General features: G+C 68.6%; 24 protein-coding genes. 10 read left to right on the forward strand and 14 right to left on the reverse strand.

All coding sequences use genetic code 11. From position 1 onward, the window contains the following. The 7 genes from B4L26_RS11075 to B4L26_RS11105 all read right to left on the reverse strand — a co-directional run. The coding region (locus tag B4L26_RS11075; protein WP_290718929.1) for a biotin carboxylase N-terminal domain-containing protein at positions 1 to 265 on the reverse strand (265 nt) is incomplete at its 3' end. A gap of 91 nt (positions 266 to 356) precedes the next feature. Beyond that, positions 357 to 1,889: a condensation protein gene (locus tag B4L26_RS11080; protein WP_290718930.1), complete on the reverse strand. Its 1,533-nt coding sequence runs from the start codon at positions 1,887 to 1,889 to the stop codon at positions 357 to 359. Between the two features lie 9 nt (positions 1,890 to 1,898). Next, positions 1,899 to 2,321, reverse strand: coding sequence for a SufE family protein (locus B4L26_RS11085; protein ID WP_290718931.1), 423 nt, complete (start codon positions 2,319 to 2,321; stop codon positions 1,899 to 1,901). Further along, positions 2,318 to 3,205, reverse strand: a complete 888-nt coding sequence (locus tag B4L26_RS11090) for a sulfurtransferase (RefSeq protein ID WP_290718932.1) — start codon at positions 3,203 to 3,205, stop codon at positions 2,318 to 2,320. Before B4L26_RS11090 ends, B4L26_RS11085 begins: the two co-directional genes overlap by 4 nt. A 42-nt stretch (positions 3,206 to 3,247) precedes the next feature. Beyond that, the gene (locus B4L26_RS11095) at positions 3,248 to 3,898 is read right to left on the reverse strand and encodes a Maf family protein (RefSeq protein WP_409563540.1); all 651 of its coding nucleotides are present in this window, start codon (positions 3,896 to 3,898) and stop codon (positions 3,248 to 3,250) included. Further along, entirely contained in the window at positions 3,880 to 4,113 is a 234-nt protein-coding gene (locus B4L26_RS11100) for an acyl-CoA carboxylase epsilon subunit (RefSeq protein WP_290718934.1), read from the reverse strand. Before B4L26_RS11100 ends, B4L26_RS11095 begins: the two co-directional genes overlap by 19 nt. Continuing rightward, positions 4,110 to 5,732 carry an acyl-CoA carboxylase subunit beta gene (locus B4L26_RS11105; protein WP_290718935.1) on the reverse strand — a complete coding sequence of 541 codons (1,623 nt, stop codon included), beginning with the start codon at positions 5,730 to 5,732 and terminating at the stop codon, positions 4,110 to 4,112. Before B4L26_RS11105 ends, B4L26_RS11100 begins: the two co-directional genes overlap by 4 nt. Before the next feature lie 102 nt (positions 5,733 to 5,834). On the opposite strand from B4L26_RS11105, the gene B4L26_RS11110 reads away from it, so the two are divergent. From B4L26_RS11110 to B4L26_RS11125, 4 genes are read left to right on the forward strand one after another with little or no spacing between them, the layout of a single operon-like run. Then, positions 5,835 to 6,626 (forward strand): biotin--[acetyl-CoA-carboxylase] ligase, encoded by a 792-nt coding sequence (locus B4L26_RS11110; RefSeq protein WP_290718936.1) that lies wholly within the window; start codon positions 5,835 to 5,837, stop codon positions 6,624 to 6,626. A gap of 24 nt (positions 6,627 to 6,650) precedes the next feature. Next, positions 6,651 to 7,175, forward strand: a complete 525-nt coding sequence (locus tag B4L26_RS11115; protein ID WP_290718937.1) for a PH domain-containing protein — start codon at positions 6,651 to 6,653, stop codon at positions 7,173 to 7,175. Between the two features lie 13 nt (positions 7,176 to 7,188). Next, positions 7,189 to 7,866 carry a response regulator transcription factor gene (locus B4L26_RS11120; protein ID WP_290718938.1) on the forward strand — a complete coding sequence of 226 codons (678 nt, stop codon included), beginning with the start codon at positions 7,189 to 7,191 and terminating at the stop codon, positions 7,864 to 7,866. 27 nt (positions 7,867 to 7,893) lie between these two features. Beyond that, positions 7,894 to 9,231: a sensor histidine kinase gene (locus B4L26_RS11125; RefSeq protein WP_290718939.1), complete on the forward strand. Its 1,338-nt coding sequence runs from the start codon at positions 7,894 to 7,896 to the stop codon at positions 9,229 to 9,231. Here B4L26_RS11125 and B4L26_RS11130 read toward each other — a convergent pair. Next, positions 9,203 to 9,763 carry a GtrA family protein gene (locus B4L26_RS11130; protein WP_290718940.1) on the reverse strand — a complete coding sequence of 187 codons (561 nt, stop codon included), beginning with the start codon at positions 9,761 to 9,763 and terminating at the stop codon, positions 9,203 to 9,205. The two genes, B4L26_RS11125 and B4L26_RS11130, sit on opposite strands and share 29 nt — an antisense overlap. 50 nt (positions 9,764 to 9,813) lie before the next feature. Here B4L26_RS11130 and B4L26_RS11135 point away from each other — a divergent pair, with 50 nt between their 5' ends. From B4L26_RS11135 to B4L26_RS19090, 4 genes are read left to right on the forward strand one after another with little or no spacing between them, the layout of a single operon-like run. Further along, entirely contained in the window at positions 9,814 to 11,040 is a 1,227-nt protein-coding gene (locus B4L26_RS11135; RefSeq protein WP_409563481.1) for a 5-(carboxyamino)imidazole ribonucleotide synthase, read from the forward strand. After that, positions 11,024 to 11,545 (forward strand): 5-(carboxyamino)imidazole ribonucleotide mutase, encoded by a 522-nt coding sequence (gene purE / locus B4L26_RS11140; protein WP_290718942.1) that lies wholly within the window; start codon positions 11,024 to 11,026, stop codon positions 11,543 to 11,545. Before B4L26_RS11135 ends, purE begins: the two co-directional genes overlap by 17 nt. Beyond that, the gene (locus tag B4L26_RS11145; protein ID WP_290718943.1) at positions 11,542 to 11,811 is read left to right on the forward strand and encodes a hypothetical protein; all 270 of its coding nucleotides are present in this window, start codon (positions 11,542 to 11,544) and stop codon (positions 11,809 to 11,811) included. Before purE ends, B4L26_RS11145 begins: the two co-directional genes overlap by 4 nt. Beyond that, entirely contained in the window at positions 11,798 to 12,355 is a 558-nt protein-coding gene (locus B4L26_RS19090; RefSeq protein WP_409563480.1) for a TM2 domain-containing protein, read from the forward strand. The genes B4L26_RS11145 and B4L26_RS19090 overlap by 14 nt, the downstream gene beginning before the upstream one ends. 13 nt (positions 12,356 to 12,368) lie before the next feature. On the opposite strand, the gene B4L26_RS11155 is transcribed toward B4L26_RS19090, so the two are convergent. The 4 genes from B4L26_RS11155 to B4L26_RS11170 form a co-directional block, all read right to left on the reverse strand. Next, positions 12,369 to 13,049, reverse strand: coding sequence for a GNAT family N-acetyltransferase (locus B4L26_RS11155; protein ID WP_290718944.1), 681 nt, complete (start codon positions 13,047 to 13,049; stop codon positions 12,369 to 12,371). Positions 13,050 to 13,120: 71 nt separating this feature from the next. Further along, entirely contained in the window at positions 13,121 to 13,948 is an 828-nt protein-coding gene (locus tag B4L26_RS11160; RefSeq protein ID WP_290718945.1) for a dienelactone hydrolase family protein, read from the reverse strand. Next, positions 13,945 to 14,325, reverse strand: coding sequence for a nitroreductase family deazaflavin-dependent oxidoreductase (locus B4L26_RS11165; protein WP_290718946.1), 381 nt, complete (start codon positions 14,323 to 14,325; stop codon positions 13,945 to 13,947). The genes B4L26_RS11160 and B4L26_RS11165 overlap by 4 nt, the downstream gene beginning before the upstream one ends. Next, positions 14,322 to 14,711, reverse strand: coding sequence for a nitroreductase family deazaflavin-dependent oxidoreductase (locus tag B4L26_RS11170; protein ID WP_290718947.1), 390 nt, complete (start codon positions 14,709 to 14,711; stop codon positions 14,322 to 14,324). Before B4L26_RS11170 ends, B4L26_RS11165 begins: the two co-directional genes overlap by 4 nt. 168 nt (positions 14,712 to 14,879) lie before the next feature. On the opposite strand from B4L26_RS11170, the gene B4L26_RS11175 reads away from it, so the two are divergent. Continuing rightward, positions 14,880 to 16,043, forward strand: a complete 1,164-nt coding sequence (locus B4L26_RS11175) for an acyl-CoA dehydrogenase (protein ID WP_290718948.1) — start codon at positions 14,880 to 14,882, stop codon at positions 16,041 to 16,043. 48 nt (positions 16,044 to 16,091) lie between these two features. Here the strand turns inward: B4L26_RS11175 and B4L26_RS11180 are convergent, their stop codons facing one another. Next, the gene (locus B4L26_RS11180) at positions 16,092 to 16,775 is read right to left on the reverse strand and encodes a YdcF family protein (protein WP_290718949.1); all 684 of its coding nucleotides are present in this window, start codon (positions 16,773 to 16,775) and stop codon (positions 16,092 to 16,094) included. A 102-nt stretch (positions 16,776 to 16,877) separates the two neighbouring features. On the opposite strand from B4L26_RS11180, the gene B4L26_RS11185 reads away from it, so the two are divergent. Beyond that, positions 16,878 to 17,087, forward strand: coding sequence for a hypothetical protein (locus B4L26_RS11185; protein WP_290718950.1), 210 nt, complete (start codon positions 16,878 to 16,880; stop codon positions 17,085 to 17,087). Positions 17,088 to 17,093: 6 nt separating this feature from the next. Here B4L26_RS11185 and B4L26_RS11190 read toward each other — a convergent pair whose 3' ends face one another. Next, positions 17,094 to 17,801, reverse strand: a complete 708-nt coding sequence (locus tag B4L26_RS11190; protein WP_290718951.1) for a TIGR03089 family protein — start codon at positions 17,799 to 17,801, stop codon at positions 17,094 to 17,096. Positions 17,802 to 17,860: the final 59 nt, after the last annotated feature.

Genomic DNA, 17,860 nt, shown 5'->3' on the forward strand with positions numbered 1-17,860 from the left:
AGCCGTAGCCGGGGTGGATCGCATCGGCACCCGACTTCTTCGCGGCGTCGAGAATCTTGTCGAAGACCAAGTACGACTCGGCCGACGTCTGGCCGCCGAGGGCGAACGCCTCGTCGGCGAGCTGGACGAACATGGCATCCGCGTCGGGCTCGGCGTAGACGGCGACGCTGGTGATGCCGGCGTCGCGGGCGGCGCGGATGACGCGGACGGCGATCTCACCGCGGTTGGCGATGAGGACCTTGGTGATCTTGGCTGTCTTGGGCACGTAGTCTCCTGCTGCATCGGCGCGGGTGTGCGCTTCCTTGGCGATTCTAAAGGTGTGCGTATCGCACATCACACTAGGCCCTGTGTGCTCCTCAGTGGCGCGTCACCACATCTTCGATGACCTTGGCGAACGCGGCGCACAGGCCCCGCACATCCTCGTCGAGGGCGCTCGGGTGACGCGCGGACACCCGCAGGCCCGCCGGGGTGCGGTTGATCCACAGGTACACCTCCTCGTCGGCGTAGCGGTGGCTGCGCAGGACGCGCGCCCCACCGGCGTCGTCGTGTTCGGCCCCCGGGGACGAGCGCGTGTCGAGGTAGGAGATGGCGAACTGCGGCGACTCGGTGGAACCGAGGAGCTCGTCGACCCGCAGTAACGGCAACGAAGCGCCGACCCGTCCCCGCCGCAACTCCGCGGCCGCCCGCTGCGCCATCTCCGAGAACGAGGCGGCCCCGGCGATGTCGAGGTCGAATGGGGACAGCGACACGAACCAGCCGAGCGCAGACAACCACTGCGGCTCGTTTCGGGTGTGTCGCGGCAGGACGGCGCGAAACCGGGTGGGCGGGTCTTGCGCCGGCCCGACGTCACCGGCGGCGATGAGACGCTCGCACGACGCTAGGGCGAGTCCCGCCATCACCCCGGCGAACAGGGTGGTACCCGCGGCGGCGCACACGGCGGTGAACTCCTCGGTCGTTGCGTCATCGGCAAGCAGTGCGTAATAGGACGACTGCGGCTCGAGTCCGGCAGCGGAATCGGCACCTCCCTCGAAACCGCTGGCGGCGAACCCGTGCGCGTGCTCGGGCAGGCGGTGCGTGTGCTCGGGCAGTGGGGCCCCGTCGGGCAGTCGTGGGTACCGCGGCATCCCGTCGGCGAGGAACGCCGCCCAGGCGCGCACCGCCGGGTGGTCGGCGTCGGCACGATCGGCCTCCTCCCGTTCGATACCGCTGTAATCGATGTAACTGCCGACGGTGTGCGCCGGCGAAAGTTCGGGGAGTGGGACATCGGGACCGCGACGGCCTACCTCGACCACTGCGGCCTGGTAGTGCGCGCGCAGCTCGGGCACCGACATGACGAGCGAATAGCCGTCGAGCAGGGAATGGTCGCCGGCGAAGAGCAGCGTGAACGAGGCCTCCCGCCCGACCGTCGCGAAGCGGTACGCGGGCCACCACACCGGTGCGGTGCCGCGGTCGAACCAGCCGGCCAGTTGCTCGACGAGCAGTGTTTCGTCGTGGTACCAGCCGACGCGGGTCATCGTCACCGACACCGAGCCCGGCGGGGCCGTGACGCGGCGCAACCCACCGCCGATCCCATCGGTGCGTGCTGTCTTCGATTCGAGGACGTGGCTGCGCAGCACCTCGTGTCGGTCGATCCAGGCGGCCAGTGCAAGGCGGATCGCGGGGATGGACAGCGGCTCGTCGAATTCGATCGAGACCCCCAGCCACGCTTCGCGACCGCCGGTGTGACCGGTGATCGCCTGGTAGTCCAATGCGTCGCGCAGATGCTGTTCGTGGTTGTGCGACGTCGGGCGCGGGTCGGCGCTCAACTGCGCCGATCCGTGCAGCACCGGCGTCCACTCCACGAGTCCGCCCGGCCGCAGCGGGAGGTCGAGGATCTGCAGGAAGTCCATCGCGCGTGGCTACCCGGCGCGCGCGATCGCGGCCTTGATGCGCGCCAGCATGCCCGCCAGGCCGCGCAGCCGCAGCGGTGAGACAACCGATGCCAGGCCCAGCTCGTAGCCGAAGTCGGCGGGCACCGAGACGATCGCGTCGGCGGGCTGACCGTCGAGGCCCTGGTGCAGGATCGCGGCGAACCCCCGCGTCGTCGGTGCCTCACGGGGGGCGCTGAAGTGCAGGCGCACCGAGGTGGGGTCCGACGCGTCGACGGACAGGAAGATCGGCGACTGGCATTCGGGGACCGGTTCCATCGCCTCGGGTGCCAAGTCGTCGGGCAGAGGCGGCAACTCGTCGGCGAACTCGAGCAGCAGCGTCGCCCGGTCGGACTCGGCGAGGGCGGCGAAATCGTCGACGATCTCGGCCAGCGGTGCGGGCAGGCCGGTCACGCAACCCCGCCCGGTTCGTCGCCGACGACGATCGGCACGCGCACGCGGTTGCCCCATTCGGTCCACGAGCCGTCGTAGTTGCGGACCTTGTCGAAACCGAGGAGATGGGTGAGTACGAACCACGTATGGCTGGACCGCTCGCCGATGCGGCAGTAGGCGATAGTCGGCTCGGCCGGGTCGAATCCGGCGTAGATCTCGTCGAGTTCGGCGCGCGAGCGGAACCGGCCGTCGGGCGCGGCAGCCTTGGCCCACGGAATCGACACCGCGGTCGGGATGTGTCCGCCGCGCAGGGCCCCCTCCTCCGGATAATCGGGCATGTGGGTGCGCTCGCCGGTGTACTCCTGCGGCGACCGGACGTCGATCAGCGGTTCGGTGCCGAGCGCGGTCAGGACCTCGTCGGCGAAGGCGCGGATTGCCGAGTCATCGCGCGCGACCACCGGGTAGTCGCTGCGCGGGTACTCCGGGACGTCGAGGGAGGAGTCGCGGTCCTCCGACATCCACGCGTCGCGCCCACCGTCGAGCAGGCGGACATCGGGATGGCCGAACAGGGTGAACACCCACAGGGCATACGCGGCCCACCAGTTGCTCTTGTCGCCGTAGATCACGACGGTGTCGTCGCGGTTGATCCCCTTGGCGCGCATCAGTTCGGCGAATGCTTCGCCATCGATGTAGTCCCGGGTGACCGGGTCGTTGAGGTGCAAGTGCCAGTCGATCTTCTGCGCAGTGGGGATGTGACCGATGTCGTAGAGCAGCACATCCTCGTCGGACTCGACGACCTTGAGCCCGGGTGTGCCGAGATGGGACGCGAGCCAGGTGGTGCTGACCAGACGCTCAGGATGGGCGTAGGAGGCGAAGGCCGGGTTCGGGTCAAGTTCGACGCCCATGTTGGGGAGCCTTTCGTCGCGCGGGGGGCTGTGCCTGCGAGACTACCGCGAGCGCGGTGACCACAGCGCGGTGACGTCGACGCCGACCCGGGCCAGTAGGCGACGGGTCAGGGGCAGGCTGATGCCGATCACCGAAGACGGGTCGCCGTCGATTCCGTCGACGAACCAGCCGCCGTAGCCATCAAGGGTGAACGAGCCGGCCACCGCGAGCGGCTCACCGGTCGACACGTACGCGTCGATGGTCGTGGTGTCGACGGTGGCGAAGCGGATCTCGGTGGATTCGCAGTCGGCGGCCCGGTCGACAGGTGTGCCGTCCACGATGCGGGTGATGCAGTGACCGGTGAGCAGGTTCGCCGACTGGCCCGACATTTGTACCCACCGCTGCCGCGCTACCTCGGGGGTGTGCGGTTTGCCGACGAGTTCGCCACGGATGCGCAGCATCGAGTCACAGGTGAGCAGCACCGCGTCGGGGGAGTCGACACGTGCGATGAGGGCGTCGGCCTTGGCGGCGGCCAAACGGGTGACGATCTCGGTGGGCGGCGCAGCGGCCAGCTCCGCGACGAGGGCATCCTCGTCGAGGTCGGCGATCAGGACGCGCGGCTCGAGCCCGGCTTGGCGCAGCACGCGCAGCCGCGCCGGTGAAGCGGAACCGAGGACGACCTCGGGGCCGCCGGTCACCAGGGCTGCGTGCAGAAACTCGTCGCCGACGCCCAATGCGGACGCAGCCGGTCGACCGGACGGCCCCATTCGTCGCGGGTCGGAGGGACGGCCGGACCGCCACCGGCGGCTTTGGCGGCGATGATCGCAGTGATCATCGCGACCTGCTCCGGCGTCGGGTTGCCCTTCTCGACCTTGACCACCGGCGGCTTCTGGGGAGCGGGCGCCGTGTCCTCCTGCTGCTCGGTCATAGCGGGATGTTCCCGTGCTTGCGCTGGGGCATGACGACCATCTTGCGCTGCAGCAGCCGCAAGGCATTGGCGATCTGCCCGCGGGTGTGGCTGGGTGGGATGACGGCGTCGACGTATCCTCGCTCGGCGGCGACGTAGGGGTTGACGAGGGTGTCCTCGTACTCCTCCTGCAGCCGCAGCATCAGGGCGTCGACATCGTCACCGCGTGCGGTGGCCTCTTTGATCTCCTTGCGGTAGACGAAGCCGACGGCTCCCGAGGCGCCCATCACCGCGATCTGCGCGGTCGGCCAGGCGAGGTTCACGTCAGCGCCCATGTGCTTGGACCCCATGACGTCGTATGCGCCGCCGTAGGCCTTGCGGGTGATGACGGTGATCTTGCCGACCGTCGCCTCGCCGTAGGCGTACAGCAGCTTGGCGCCGCGCCGGATGATGCCGTTGTACTCCTGCTCGGTGCCGGGCAGGAAGCCGGGCACGTCGACCAGCGTCACGATCGGCACGTTGAAGGCGTCGCAGGTGCGGACGAAACGGGCCGCCTTCTCCGACGCGTCGATGTCGAGGCAGCCGGCGAACTGGGTCGGCTGGTTGGCGACGATGCCGACGGAAAGGCCGTCGACGCGGCCGAAGCCGACGATGACGTTCATCGCGCGCTCGGCCTGGACTTCGAGGAACTCGTCGTCGTCGAGGATGCGGCGGATGACCTCGTGCATGTCATACGGCTGGTTGGCCGAGTCCGGGATCAGCGTGTCGAGCTCGAGATCCTCGGCGGTCAGGTTGTCCTCGATCGAGCCCGGGGGCGCGGGGATCGGGTTGTTCGGCGGCTCGGCACGGTTGTTGCTCGGCAGGTAGGACAGCAGCTCCTTGACGTACTCGAGCGCATCCTCTTCGTCGTGGGCCACGTAGTGGGCCGCACCCGAGCGCACCATGTGGGTGTGCGCGCCGCCGAGGTCCTCCATCGTGACGTCCTCGCCGGTGACGGTCTTGATGACGTCGGGTCCGGTGACGAACATCTGGCTGGTCTGGTCGACCATGACGACGAAGTCGGTCAGCGCGGGGGAGTAGACGTGCCCGCCCGCGGCCGCGCCCATGATCAGCGAGATCTGCGGGATGACCCCGGAGGCGCGCACGTTGCGGTGGAAGATCTCGCCGTAGAGCGCCAGCGACACGACGCCCTCCTGGATGCGGGCGCCGGCGCCGTCGTTGATGCCGATGAGCGGGCGGCCGGTCTTGATGGCCAGGTCCATGACCTTGACGATCTTCTCGCCGTATACCTCGCCGAGGCTGCCTCCGAACACGGTGAAGTCCTGCGAGAAGACGCAGACCTCGCGGCCGTCGATCGTGCCGTAGCCGGTCACGACGCCGTCGCCGAGCGGCTTGTTCTCGCCGAGACCGAAGTTGGTGGAGCGGTGGCGTGCCAGCGCATCGATCTCGACGAACGAGCCTTCGTCGAGCAGATGGGTGATCCGCTCGCGCGCAGTCAGCTTGTTCTTGGCGTGAACCTTTTCCACCGCAGCCTCGCCGACCGGATGCTTGGCCTCTTCGAGGCGCTTGCGCAAATCGGCGAGCTTACCGGCGGTCGTGTGGATGTCGTTGGCCGACGAGTCCTGCGATGCGGTGGTCATGGGGGTTCATGCTAACGACCGGCAGTCTCGGTGCGCCAGCAGCCCCGCGGGGCGGCGGCGATGGCGGGCGCGTCGCGGCCTGGCGGGCATAGAGTTGCAGGCATGTCCGATCTTCTCGAACACCTCGCCGGGACCCGGTGGCGCCAGGTCGACGTCGTCGAATCGACCGGGTCCACCAACGCCGATCTTGCCGCAGCAGCGGCGACCGGGGATATCGACGGCCGCGTGCTCATCGCGCGGCACCAGACCGCCGGCCGCGGTCGCCACGACCGGGTGTGGACCACCGGGCCGACCGGGGCGCTGACGTTCTCCGTCGGCATCGGAGTCGGCGGTGCGACGGCGGCCATGGGCTGGCTGTCATTGCTCGCGGGCGTCGCGGTGGCCGACGCCCTCGCGCGCACCACCAAGTTCGATGTGACGCTGGGGGTGAAATGGCCCAACGACGTGCTGATTGCCGAGCGCAAGGTCGCCGGCATCCTCTCCGAGTACATCGCCGGGCCCAACGGCGGCCAGGCGGTGATCGGGATGGGGATCAACACGTCGATGACGGCCGACCGGCTGCCCGTGCCAGAGGCGACCTCGGTCCTCGTCGAGTCCGGACGGATGGTCGACGACGACGAGCTGGTCGTCGAGATCCTGCGCGACCTCGACGTCGAACTGGCGCTGTGGCCGACGCGCCTGGACGAGTTGCTCGCCGAGTACCGGAGCAAGTGCGTGACGCTGGGACAGCGGGTGCGCCTGGTGTTGCCGGCCGACCGTGAACTGATCGGCACGGCCGTCGACGTCGACCGGCAGGGCCGCCTGCTCGTGGCCGCCGACGGCGGTACGACGACCGCGATCGCCGCCGGCGACGTCACGCACCTGCGCGGATTCAGCACCTTCGAGCCGAGCTGACCGTCGTCGCCCGCGGGTGCACCTATGCTCGTGGACATGGGATATCCCGCACACAACCTGGCACCCGGTGAGGCCGTGGTCCTGCACCGGCACCCGCATTGGAAGCTGCTGGTCGGGCCGTTCGTGATCTTTGCGATCGTGACCCTGCTGGCGGGCGTGCTCGCCGGGATCATCAGCGGTTCGTCGCTGCACGGCGGCGGTCGGACGGCAGCGTTTACCGCGGTGGGCGTGTTCTGGGGCCTCGCGTTGGTGTGGGGCGTCCTGCGTCCGCTGTTCAGCTGGGCGACGACCCACTTCGTGGTCACCGACCGACGCGTCATCTACCGCAACGGCATCCTCACCCGGGCCGGTATTGACATCCCGATCTCCCGCATCAACACCGTCGAGTTCCGGCACGGCCTGATGGACCGGATGTTGCGCACCGGCACCCTCGTGATCGAGTCGGCCTCCGACGAGCCGCTGACCTTCCACAACATTCCCGACGTCGAGAGGGTGCACGCGATGCTCTACGAGGAGGTGCTCACCGATCATGCCGACGAGCAGCACTGAACGCACAGGCGCGATGACCGAGGTCTTGCTCGCCGAGGACGACGCCGCCATCGCCGAGCCGTTGGCGCGCGCGCTGACCCGCGAGGGGTACGGGTGCGTCGTCGTCGGCGACGGGGCGACGGCGCTGGAACAGGCCGTCGACCCGCGGTTCGAGTTGCTGGTGCTCGACCTCGGTCTGCCCAAGATGGACGGGTTGGAGGTTTGCCGCGAGTTGCGGAACCGCCGCCCCGACCTGCCGGTGCTGATGCTCACGGCACGCACCGACGAAGTCGATTTCGTCGTCGGGCTCGACGCCGGGGCTGACGACTACGTCGGCAAGCCGTTCCGTCTCGCCGAACTGCTCGCCCGGGTGCGCGCCCTGCTGCGCCGCCGCCCGCCCGTCGCCGAGGAGGTCCTCGTCGGCGGGTCCATCGTCTTGGATACCAGGGCCCGCCGCGTCCTCGTCGACGGTGAGGACGTCGTCCTGGCCAACCGCGAGTTCGACCTGTTGCAGTTCCTCATGGCCCGGCCCGGGCAAGTCGTCAGCCGTGATGAACTAGTCACACAGGTGTGGGGGTCGGCCGACCTGCGGTCATCGAAGACCCTCGACATGCACGTTTCGTGGTTGCGCCGGAAGATCGGCGACGACGTCGGGGACCGGCCGCGTCACATCATCACGGTGCGCGGCATGGGCTTCCGGTTCGATGCCTGACCACCCGTACGTGCCGCACGGGGCCTGATGCGCCGCCGCATCCGGACGTCGATGATCGGCATGCTGCTGATCGTCGGGGTCATGCTCGGTGTTCCGCTGTCGGTCATCGCGTGGTGGTGGATCGCCGACAACGCCCACCAGGATCTCGATCTCCGTCTTAAGCACATCGCCGGCGAGTTGATCCAGATGGAGGGGCCCGGCGGGGAGCTCGACCCGGCTGCGCTTACCTCGTCGCGCCTGGGACTGCTCATGCCCGACGGAGGCCAGTTGCGGATCACCCACCACGTCCCCGCGCGTGCGCAATCGGGGGCCGCCCCGGCGATGATCACGACCCGGTTGGGCACACCGGTCGACGGGCGCGAGTTCGTCGACTCGATCGACTTGGGCGCGGCGGGCACCGTCGAGCTCGCGATCCCGGCAAGCCAGGTGCGCCGCGACCAGGCCGGCGGTGTCGTGATCGTCGTGGCAGTGGTGCTCGCATCGGTCGGGGCGGGTGTCGTGGTGGCGACGGTAACCGCGCGGCGCCTGGCCGACCCGTTGACGCGTGTGGCGGACCGGGCGTCGGCAATGGCGCGCGGAGACTTTCGATCGGAGTGGCCCGAGTACGGGATACCCGAGCTCGACCGCGTGTCGCGGGCCCTCGGGGCGGCCAACACCGAGATCGCGATGCGGCTCGACCGCGAGGGCGGCATCGTCGGCGAGGTGTCACACCAGCTGCGCAGCCGGTTGACCGCCATCCAGTTGCGGCTGGACGAGTTGGCGCTGCACGCGGACCAGAACGTCGTCGCCGAGGCGGAGGCCGCGGCCAGCCAGGTCGACCGCCTCACGCGGGAGCTCGACGAAATGGTCGTCGCGTCGCGGACGAGTGAGGCGACTCCGGCCAGTGCCGTCGACATCGGGCCGATGGTGGTCACGCTGGTCGCTGATTTCGCGCCGGCGTTCGCGGCCGCGGGGCGGCGGGTGCAGATCGTGGCGCGCACCTCCGAGCCGGCCATCGTGTGGACCGCTCAGCCCAGCCGGCTGCGGGAGGCGCTCGCGGTGCTGCTGGACAACGCGCTGCACCACGGTCGCGGCCGGGCCACCGTGATCGTCGATGCGTTGGAGTCTGCGGAGATGCTGCGGTTGCAGATCACCGACGAAGGGCCCGGGGTCCCCGACGACCTCGTCGACAAGATCTTCCGGCGCGGCTTCACCGGTGGCGTGTCGACCGGGACCGGGGTGGGTCTGTCACTGGCCCGGGCGCTCGTGGAAGCCGACGGCGGCCGCCTGGAACTCACGTCGCGGCACCCGGTGGAATTCTCGATCGTCGTGCCCGCTGTCGCGCCGACGACGGCGCTCAGGCGTGGCCGAGTTCCTCATCGGTGAGTTCGGCCAAAGTGGGGCTGACGTCGGTGGAACCACCCTCGCCGCCGACCGGGACCACCTCGGGGAAGGCGAAACGGCGCAACGCCCAGAACCGGAAGGCCATTTGCAGGAAGTTGCCGATGATGTAGGCGAGGAAGAAGTCGAGGATCGCCAACTCCAGCCCGGCCGGAGCTTCGCGCAGGTTGAAGACGTTGTTGGCCACCCACAGTGGTGCGGCGGCCAGAACCACGCCGATCCCGCTGATCACGAAGAACAGCAGCGCCTCGTGGTGGCGCTCCCGCCCGCCGCGGTTGTTGAACGTCCATTCGCGATTGAGGATGTAGCTCAGGATCGTCGCGACGACACCGGAAATGATCTTCGCGACCACCGGCTTGCTCTCCAGGACGGTGAACGCCAACGGGTAGAAGATCGCCATGTCGACGATGAACGTGGTGCCCCCGACGATGGCGAACTTGATCAACTCACGATGACGGATCGCGATCCGGTGCAGGGGACCGGGAAGCGCGTTGATCACGTCGTTGACGAAGGGCACAAGGATCTAGTCTACGGGCTGCGTTTCCGGCTCCCGAATCATGCGGCAGGATGGAGCGCGTGCGCAGAGCCTCTACGACGATGCCGGTGGTCACAATGGTCGGCGGTGGTCAGCTGGCGCGGATGACCCACCAGGCCGCGATCGCCCTCGGTCAATGTCTGCGGGTGTTGGCCGCCGATGAAGCTGATCCAGCGGCCCAGGTGAGTGCCGACGTGGTGCTCGGATCCCACGACAGCCTTGATGACCTGCGTCGCGCCGCCGCCGGTGCGGCGGCGCTCACCTTTGACCACGAGGGCGTACCGCTGGCGCACCTGAAGGCACTGGAGGCAGACGGGGTGGCGGTGCTGCCGCCGTCGGCGGCACTGCACTACGCGCAGGACAAACTGGCGATGCGCAGGCGACTGTCGGAACTCGGCCTGCCGGTGCCCGACTTCGCCGACCTGTCGGGGGAGCGTGCAGTCGCCCGTGACGCGCTGGTCGAGTTCGGGGTCCGGCACGGCTGGGACATCGTCATCAAGGCGGTCCGAGGCGGCTATGACGGACGCGGCGTGTGGCTGCTCGACGATCAGACCCGGGCACTGGAGGTCTTTGACGAGGCGCAGGTGTCGGCCCAACTGATGGTCGAGGCGAAGGTGCCGATGCGCCGCGAATTGTCGGCGCTGGTCGCGCGGTCCCCGTTCGGCCAGGGTGCGGCCTGGCCGGTGGTGGAGACGATCCAGCGGCACGGGCAGTGCGCCGTCGTCCTGGCCCCGGCGCCGGGGTTGGCCCCGGAGGTCGCCGAACGGGCTCAGCAGATGGCGCTGCGATTGGCCGACGAGCTCGGCGTCGTCGGGGTGATGGCGATGGAGCTCTTCGAAACCGATGACGGTGAGCTGGTGGTCAACGAGTTGGCGATGCGCCCCCACAACAGCGGGCACTGGTCGATGGACGGCTCGACCACGTCCCAGTTCGAGCAGCACCTGCGCGCGGTTCTCGACTATCCGCTGGGCGCGACCGATGCCGTCGCCGGTCCGGTGGTGATGGCCAACGTCTTGGGCGCCGCGCAGGCACCGTCGATGTCGATGGATGAGCGGGTCCACCACCTGATGGCCCGGATTCCCGATGCGAAGATCCACCTCTACGGCAAGGGCGAGCGGCCCGACCGCAAAATCGGGCATGTCAATATCGTGGGTGCGCCCGGGGCGTCGATGGACGACGTGCGTGAGCGCGCCGAACGGGCGGCGACCTGGTTGTCGACAGCCACCTGGACCGACGGATGGGATGTGCACGGTGAGTGAGACGACGGGGCCGCGTGTCGGCCTGATCATGGGCAGTGATTCGGATTGGCCGACGATGTCTGCCGCCGCGGAGGCGCTCGCCGAATTCGGCGTGCCGTTCGAGGTAGGCGTGGTGTCGGCCCACCGCACTCCGCAGCAGATGCTCGACTATGCGAGGAACGCCGCCGAGCGTGGACTTTCGGTCATCATTGCCGGGGCGGGCGGGGCCGCACACCTGCCCGGGATGGTCGCCTCGGCGACCCCGCTGCCGGTCATCGGCGTGCCGGTGCCGTTGAAGTACCTCGATGGGATGGACTCGCTCCTGTCGATTGTGCAAATGCCGGCCGGGGTGCCCGTCGCGACGGTGTCGATCGGCGGTGCCCGCAACGCGGGCCTGCTCGCAGTCCGGATCCTGGCCACGGCCGATGACTCCCTGCACCAGCGGATGGTCGACTTCCAGAACGATCTGGCCGCCATGGTCGCCGATAAGGACGCAGCGCTGCGGCGGACCCTGTTGGGGGAGTGATCGCAGTGCAATCGTTGCGCCCCGAACTCCTCGTCGACGGGCGATTGTTGGTGGCCGACGCCCATCGCGACCTTCTCGTCGTCGACCCGGACGACGGGGCCGTCGACGAACGCGTCACGACCGTCGACGGGAAGCCGATGGTGTTCTGCAACAACGCCGCGGTCGCGCGCAACGGCGATATCTGGTTCAGCGACTCTTCGATGCAGCACGCGGCGGTGGACCGTTCGTCGCCGACGGCGATAGGCTGGTTTGGTGACTTCACCTGACCCGCTTGCCGGACAGCCTGACCCGAACCAGCCCTACCAGGCGCCTCCGGGCTACCCGCAGGGCGATCAGCCGATCTACCCACAGGGTGACCAGCCCGGCTACCCCCAGGGCGATCAGCCGATCTACCCGCAGGGCGATCAGCCGATCTACCCGCAGGGCGGTCAGCCCGGCTACCCCGACCAGGGGTACCCGCAGGGCTATCCGCAGCCCGGCTACCCGCAGCCCGGCTACCCGCAGCAGGGTTACCCGCAGCAGGGTTACCCGCAGCCCGGCTACCCGCAGCCCTACGCTGGCTATCCCCTCGTCGACGAGTGGGGCAACCCGCTGTCGGACAAGAGCAAGTTGGTCGCGGGGTTGCTGCAGATCTTCCTCGGCAGCTTTGGTGTCGGGCGTTTCTACCTTGGCTACCCGGGCATGGCTGTCGCCCAGATCGCTGTCACGTGGCTGACCTGCGGTATTGGCGGGATCTGGCCGCTGATCGACGGCATCATGATGCTCATGGACAAGGTGCCCGATTCCGAAGGACGCAAACTGCGCGACTAGTCGTTGGCGCCCTTCAGACGGCGGCTTGCACGATCTCGAGGTCCACCTCGTCGACGAGTTCGAACCCGAGGCGCTCGTAGAGGGCGCGCGCCGGGTTGTCGGCGCTGGTGTGCAGGAACGGGGTGTCGCCGCGCGCGACGATGTGCGCGCCGACCGCCCGGATCAACCGTTCCGCCAAGCCGTGTCCGCGTGCGCGCTCGGCGGTGGCCACGGCGCTGATCTCGCCCCACCCCGGTGGTCGCATCCGCTCGCCGGCCATGGCGATGAGCTGCCCGTCGTCGTCGCGGAATCCCAGGTAGCGGCCGAGTTCGATGGTGCGGCGCGCGAAGGGGCCCGGTTGTGCCTGCGCGACCAGCGCCAGCATCTCGTCGACGTCGTCGGGTCCCAGGATGAGCGCTTCATCATCGGGTCGCGTTTCCAGACCCGCACTGCTGTACACGACCAGGTGGAAGGTGCGCAGCAGCGTCCAATCGTCGGGTATCGGTGAGAGCCGTCGGCGCAGGCTCGCCGTTCCGCCCGGTCCGGTCAACGCACGCAGGTCCGCCCAGTCGCTCGCGTCGAGCTCGGGTGGGTGCGCGAAGAACACCGAGACCTCGGGGTCATAGCGGCTGATCCGTCCGCGGTTCTGGGCGAATGGCGCGTGGGCGCCGCGCAGGGAGTCACCGGCTGGGTCGACGAGGAGGATTGCACGCATCAGCTACAGATCCTCACGACTGCTGCGGTTGCAACGGTAGGTGTTGTGAGAATCGGTAGCCGATGTGCCGATCACGCGCTGACGCCGAGCTTGTCAGTGAAGAACGCAATGACACGGTCTAGCGCCTCGCGGGTGGGTTCACCGGGCTCGTCGATCAACTGCTCGGTGACCACCGAGTGCGGAACCGGCAGGAGCGCATCGGGATTCGCCGAGGAACCGGGCAGTTCGATGCCGATGAACGCGTCGCCGAGCTGATCGCGCAGGTACGAGAATCGTTCCGCGGGAACCATCGGATCCCCGTCGAACCGCAAGCCCATGACCTGCAGCCCGGCCGCGCAGCGCGACTTGACGCGTGCGAGATCGTCGTCGGAGATATCGATGTTGCGGGCGTTTCCGACCACCCGCAGTGGCAGCGACGGCTGGGACAATACCGGCGCGATCATGGTGTCGTCGACTGCCATCGCCAGGGCGAAGCCTCCGGTGAGGCACATGCCGATGGCACCGACGCCGGGCCCGCCGCACCGCTCGTGGGCCTCTCGGGCCAGGGCGCGCAACCACGACACAACCGGCGAGGTGCGACCGGTGGCGAGGATGGTGAACTCGCGGCTGACGCAGACCTTGCGCAGCAGACTGCCGACCGCGCGGCCGGTGTCGGCAAAGGTGCCGGGCCGCGCCAGCTTCGCCGGGTCGAGTCCGTCCACGCCGAACAGCGACGGCACGAACACCGTGCAGCCGGCTGCGGCCACGCGCCGGGCGAACGAGGCGACCAGCGGGGTGATACCGGGGATCTCCGCGATCACGATGACGGCCGGCCCGCTGCCCGTCACATAGACGGGGCTGGTCTTGCCGTCGGCGGTGAACTCTTCGACCGTGAAATCGTCGAGGGGGTCGCGGCTCATGCGGTCTCCCCGGCGATGGTGCCGGTCAGGACGTGCTCGACGCGACGGGCCGCACTGCGCGCACCTGCGGCGATGTCGGGGGAATCCGAGGCGACCACGCGTGGATTGACGACGTGTAGGTGCTGCCCTCGTCGGGTCATCTCGAAACCGCCGGCGGCCTCGACGTTGCGTACCCAGTCGCTGTTGCGGCCGTAGCCCAGCACGATCGAGACCTTGTCGCCGTCGACCCAGGCGAGGACCGGGATGCTGTAGCGCGTTCCGGATTTGCGGCCGACGTGTTCGACCATGGCCCAGGGTGCGACGTAGGGCGCCCATCGGCGCTGGATCGGGTTGGTGACGCGCTTGTTGAACCGTGCCAGACCGCGGGGGAGCTTCATGAATTCGCCTTGTCGTCGGGGAGGATGGTGCCGTTGAGGACGTACTCGAATCCGCGGGCCGCAACACGGGCGCCCTTGACGATGTCGGGCGAGTCCGACGGGACGACGCGCGGCCCGACGACGGTGTGCTGCTTGCCCTTGCGGACGATGTCGAATCGACCGGCGGCCTGCACGTTCTTGACCCAATCGGTGCCCGGTCCGTAGGTCAGGACGATCGAGAGCCGGTCGCCCTCGGTCCAGGCGAGTACGGGGATCGAATAGCGTGTGCCGGACTTTCGGCCGATGTGGGACACCATCGCCCACGGCGCGACGTGCGGAGCCCACTGGCGCTGGATCGGATTGGTGACGACCTTGTTGAAGCGCCCGAGCGCATGGGGAAGTCTCATGCTCCCAGTGTGGCCTATCGCACTTCACGTGGCGGAGCTCACCCGGCAATCCCACGGGTGGGGGTGGTCCGCGCACCGCGGCGCTTTCGATCGGCAATACTTGGAGCACCGCGTTCGCGATGAACGGATCAGACCGACGTTGGCACGACGTGCCAGGAGGAGAAGGCAATGGCATTCGGCAACCCGGACTTCGACGTGTTCCAGCTGCCCGAGGAGCATGAGGCGCTGCGCGAGGCCATCCGCGCGCTCTCCGAGAAGGAGATCGCTCCCTACGCCAAGGACGTCGACGAGAAGGCGCGCTTCCCCGAGGAGGCGCGCGCCGCGCTGGTCGCCAACGGCTTCAACGCCATCCATGTCCCCGAGCAGTTCGACGGCCAGGGCGCCGACTCGCTGGCCGCGTGCATCGTGATCGAGGAGGTCGCCCGCGTCGACGTCTCCGCGTCGCTGATCCCGGCGGTCAACAAGCTCGGCACGATGGGCTTGATCCTCTCCGGTGACGACGCGCTCAAGGCCAAGGTGCTGCCGTCGATTGCGTCGGGCGAGGCGATGGCCTCCTATGCACTGTCCGAGCGTGAAGCCGGCTCCGACGCCGCATCGATGAAGACCCGCGCCCGCAAGGACGGCAACACCTGGGTGATCAACGGTTCCAAGTGTTGGATCACCAACGGCGGCAAGTCGAGCTGGTACACGGTCATGGCGGTCACCGACCCCGACAAGGGTGCCAACGGCATCTCGGCGTTCATGGTCCACGAGGACGATCCCGGCTTCACCGTCGGTCCGCTCGAGCACAAGCTCGGCATCAAGGGCAGCCCGACCGCCGAACTGTACTTCGAGAACTGCACGATCCCCGACGACCGCATCATCGGCGACGAGGGCACCGGCTTCAAGACCGCGCTGGCCACGCTCGACCACACGCGTCCGACGATCGGTGCGCAGGCGGTGGGTGTCGCACAGGGCGCCCTCGACGCGGCGATTGCCTACGTCAAGGACCGCAAGCAGTTCGGTAAGACGATCAGCTCGTTCCAGGGTGTGGAGTTCATGATCGCCGACATGGCGATGAAGGTGGAGGCCGCGCGCCTGATGGTGTATTCGGCCGCCTGCCGTGCCGAGCGCGGCGAGGGGAATCTCGGATTCATCAGCTCGGCGTCGAAGTGCTTGGCCTCCGACGTTGCGATGGAGGTCACCACCGATGCCGTCCAGCTGTTCGGCGGCGCCGGTTACACCACCGATTTCCCGGTGGAGCGCATGATGCGCGACGCCAAGATCACCCAGATCTACGAGGGCACCAACCAGATCCAGCGCGTCGTCATGAGCCGCGCGCTGCTGCGCTGACCTAGCGTCGAAGGTCGGTGGGCTCGAGGCGTTGAGCGCGGGACGCGCTCAGCTCGAGCCCATCGAGCCGGATCCACCCGAGCTCGACCCGCTGCCGTTGCCGGGGCCGGGAACGACGCCGGCAACCGGCATCGAACCGTTGACGGCGGACCGGAAGTTGACCATCGCACGGCGCAGGTGATCGTTGCTCGTCACCACGACGACACCGGTGGCGCCTCCGGCGCGCAGCATCGGCGCGACGTTGCGGGCATTCTGGACCGTCGAGCCAGACCGGTTCTCCGTCGCGATGCGCTGTGGTGCGACACCGTGGCGGACCAGCCAGTCCTTCATGGCTGCGGCCTCGCTGCGCCCGGCTCGCCGATTGGTCACGCCGCCGGTGGTGATGATGCCGGTGGTGGGGAACCCGCGGGCGAGCTGAAGTGCCGCGTCGAGGCGGGGGATCAGGACGCCGGGCAGGCTGCCGTTGTTGTTGAGCCGTGCGCCTAGGACGACGATGCGCACGCCGACCGGGTTGACATTCAAGATGACCGGAGCGCGAGGGCTCAATGCCTCGAGCTTGGAGCAGGTCGTGATGACCTGGTAGTTCGGGATGAGGCAGCCCGTGGTGGACAGCAGGCCGTTGTAGAGGACGGGGATATCGGCATCGGCCGACGGCGCGGGTGCGGCGGCGAAGGCTCCGACGACCGCGGCCACGGACATCGAGGCCGCGCTGACTTTTACTCGAAACGACACGATCTACAACATAGCGAAGACCTCGCGGGTATGGCGACGGGTGGTTCACCATTGATGCGTCGGCGTGATCCGATTGTGAACACTCCTGGCATGATCAGCGCCATGTCCGATTCCGTGAACCTCGCCGCGGGCGATCCCGCCCTGTGGACGCTCGGGGTCACCGCCTACGCCGCCGCCATCCTGGTGTGCACCGGAGTAGCGGTCAATGCCGCGGCGCGGGGACGGCGCCGGGCGGCCATCGTGATGGCGGTGACCGTGGTGCTGTTGAGCCTTGCCGGGGTCGTCGTGGCGGTGCTGTCGAGCACGCACTGACCGTGCTCAGCGCAGGGTGGTCGTCGCGCGTTCGGTCTGGGCGCGGGCGGCGATCCGCTCCTCATCGGGATGGGCGACGACGACTAGGCCTGCACCGACGGTCAGGGGACCGATCAGGTTGGCGACGACCGTCTCGGCGTCGTTCCAGGTCCGAGTGGTGAGCACGCGGTCGCCACGGCCGATTCCGGCGGCATCCGCGGCGCCGCGGGCGTCCTCCAGCACCGACGACGGCGACCGATCGCGCAAGGCGGCAGCTGCGTCGGTGCCGGGGGTGAAGTTGTCGCTGTGCACGCGCACCGAGGGGCCGAAGTCCGCGACGCCGACCGGCAGATCGCCCGCGCCCATGCCGAACGGGTCGAGCGAGGCGATGACGAGTTCCTCGGCGTCGGCGTAGTCGTCGAGACGGGCGAGCGAGGTGACCACGACCCGTGCATCCTCGGCGGCCTCACCCGCAAACGCGACCGTCGCCCCGGCCCACCAGGCGCCGAGCAGGATCGCCACCGTCTGCCAGTGTTCGGGGAGGTCGACGATGATCGTGTCGTCGCGCGCCACGCCGAGTTCGTCGCGGAAGTAGTTGGCGGTCTTGGCCGCCCAATTGCCCAGGGTCAGCGCCGACAGCTCGGTCCGCTCGCCGGTCTTGTCGTCGTAGAAGGTCAGCATGGGCCGCGTGGGGTCCGGTGTCGCGGTCAGGATCGCGTCGGTGATCGAAGGCACAGGTGAAGGCTAACGCGTCGTTCGTTCCCCATGGGTGACACAAATCACTAGAATCGTTT

It is taken from the genome of Gordonia sp. UBA7599 (assembly GCA_002477755.1).
GTDB lineage: Bacteria > Actinomycetota > Actinomycetes > Mycobacteriales > Mycobacteriaceae > Gordonia.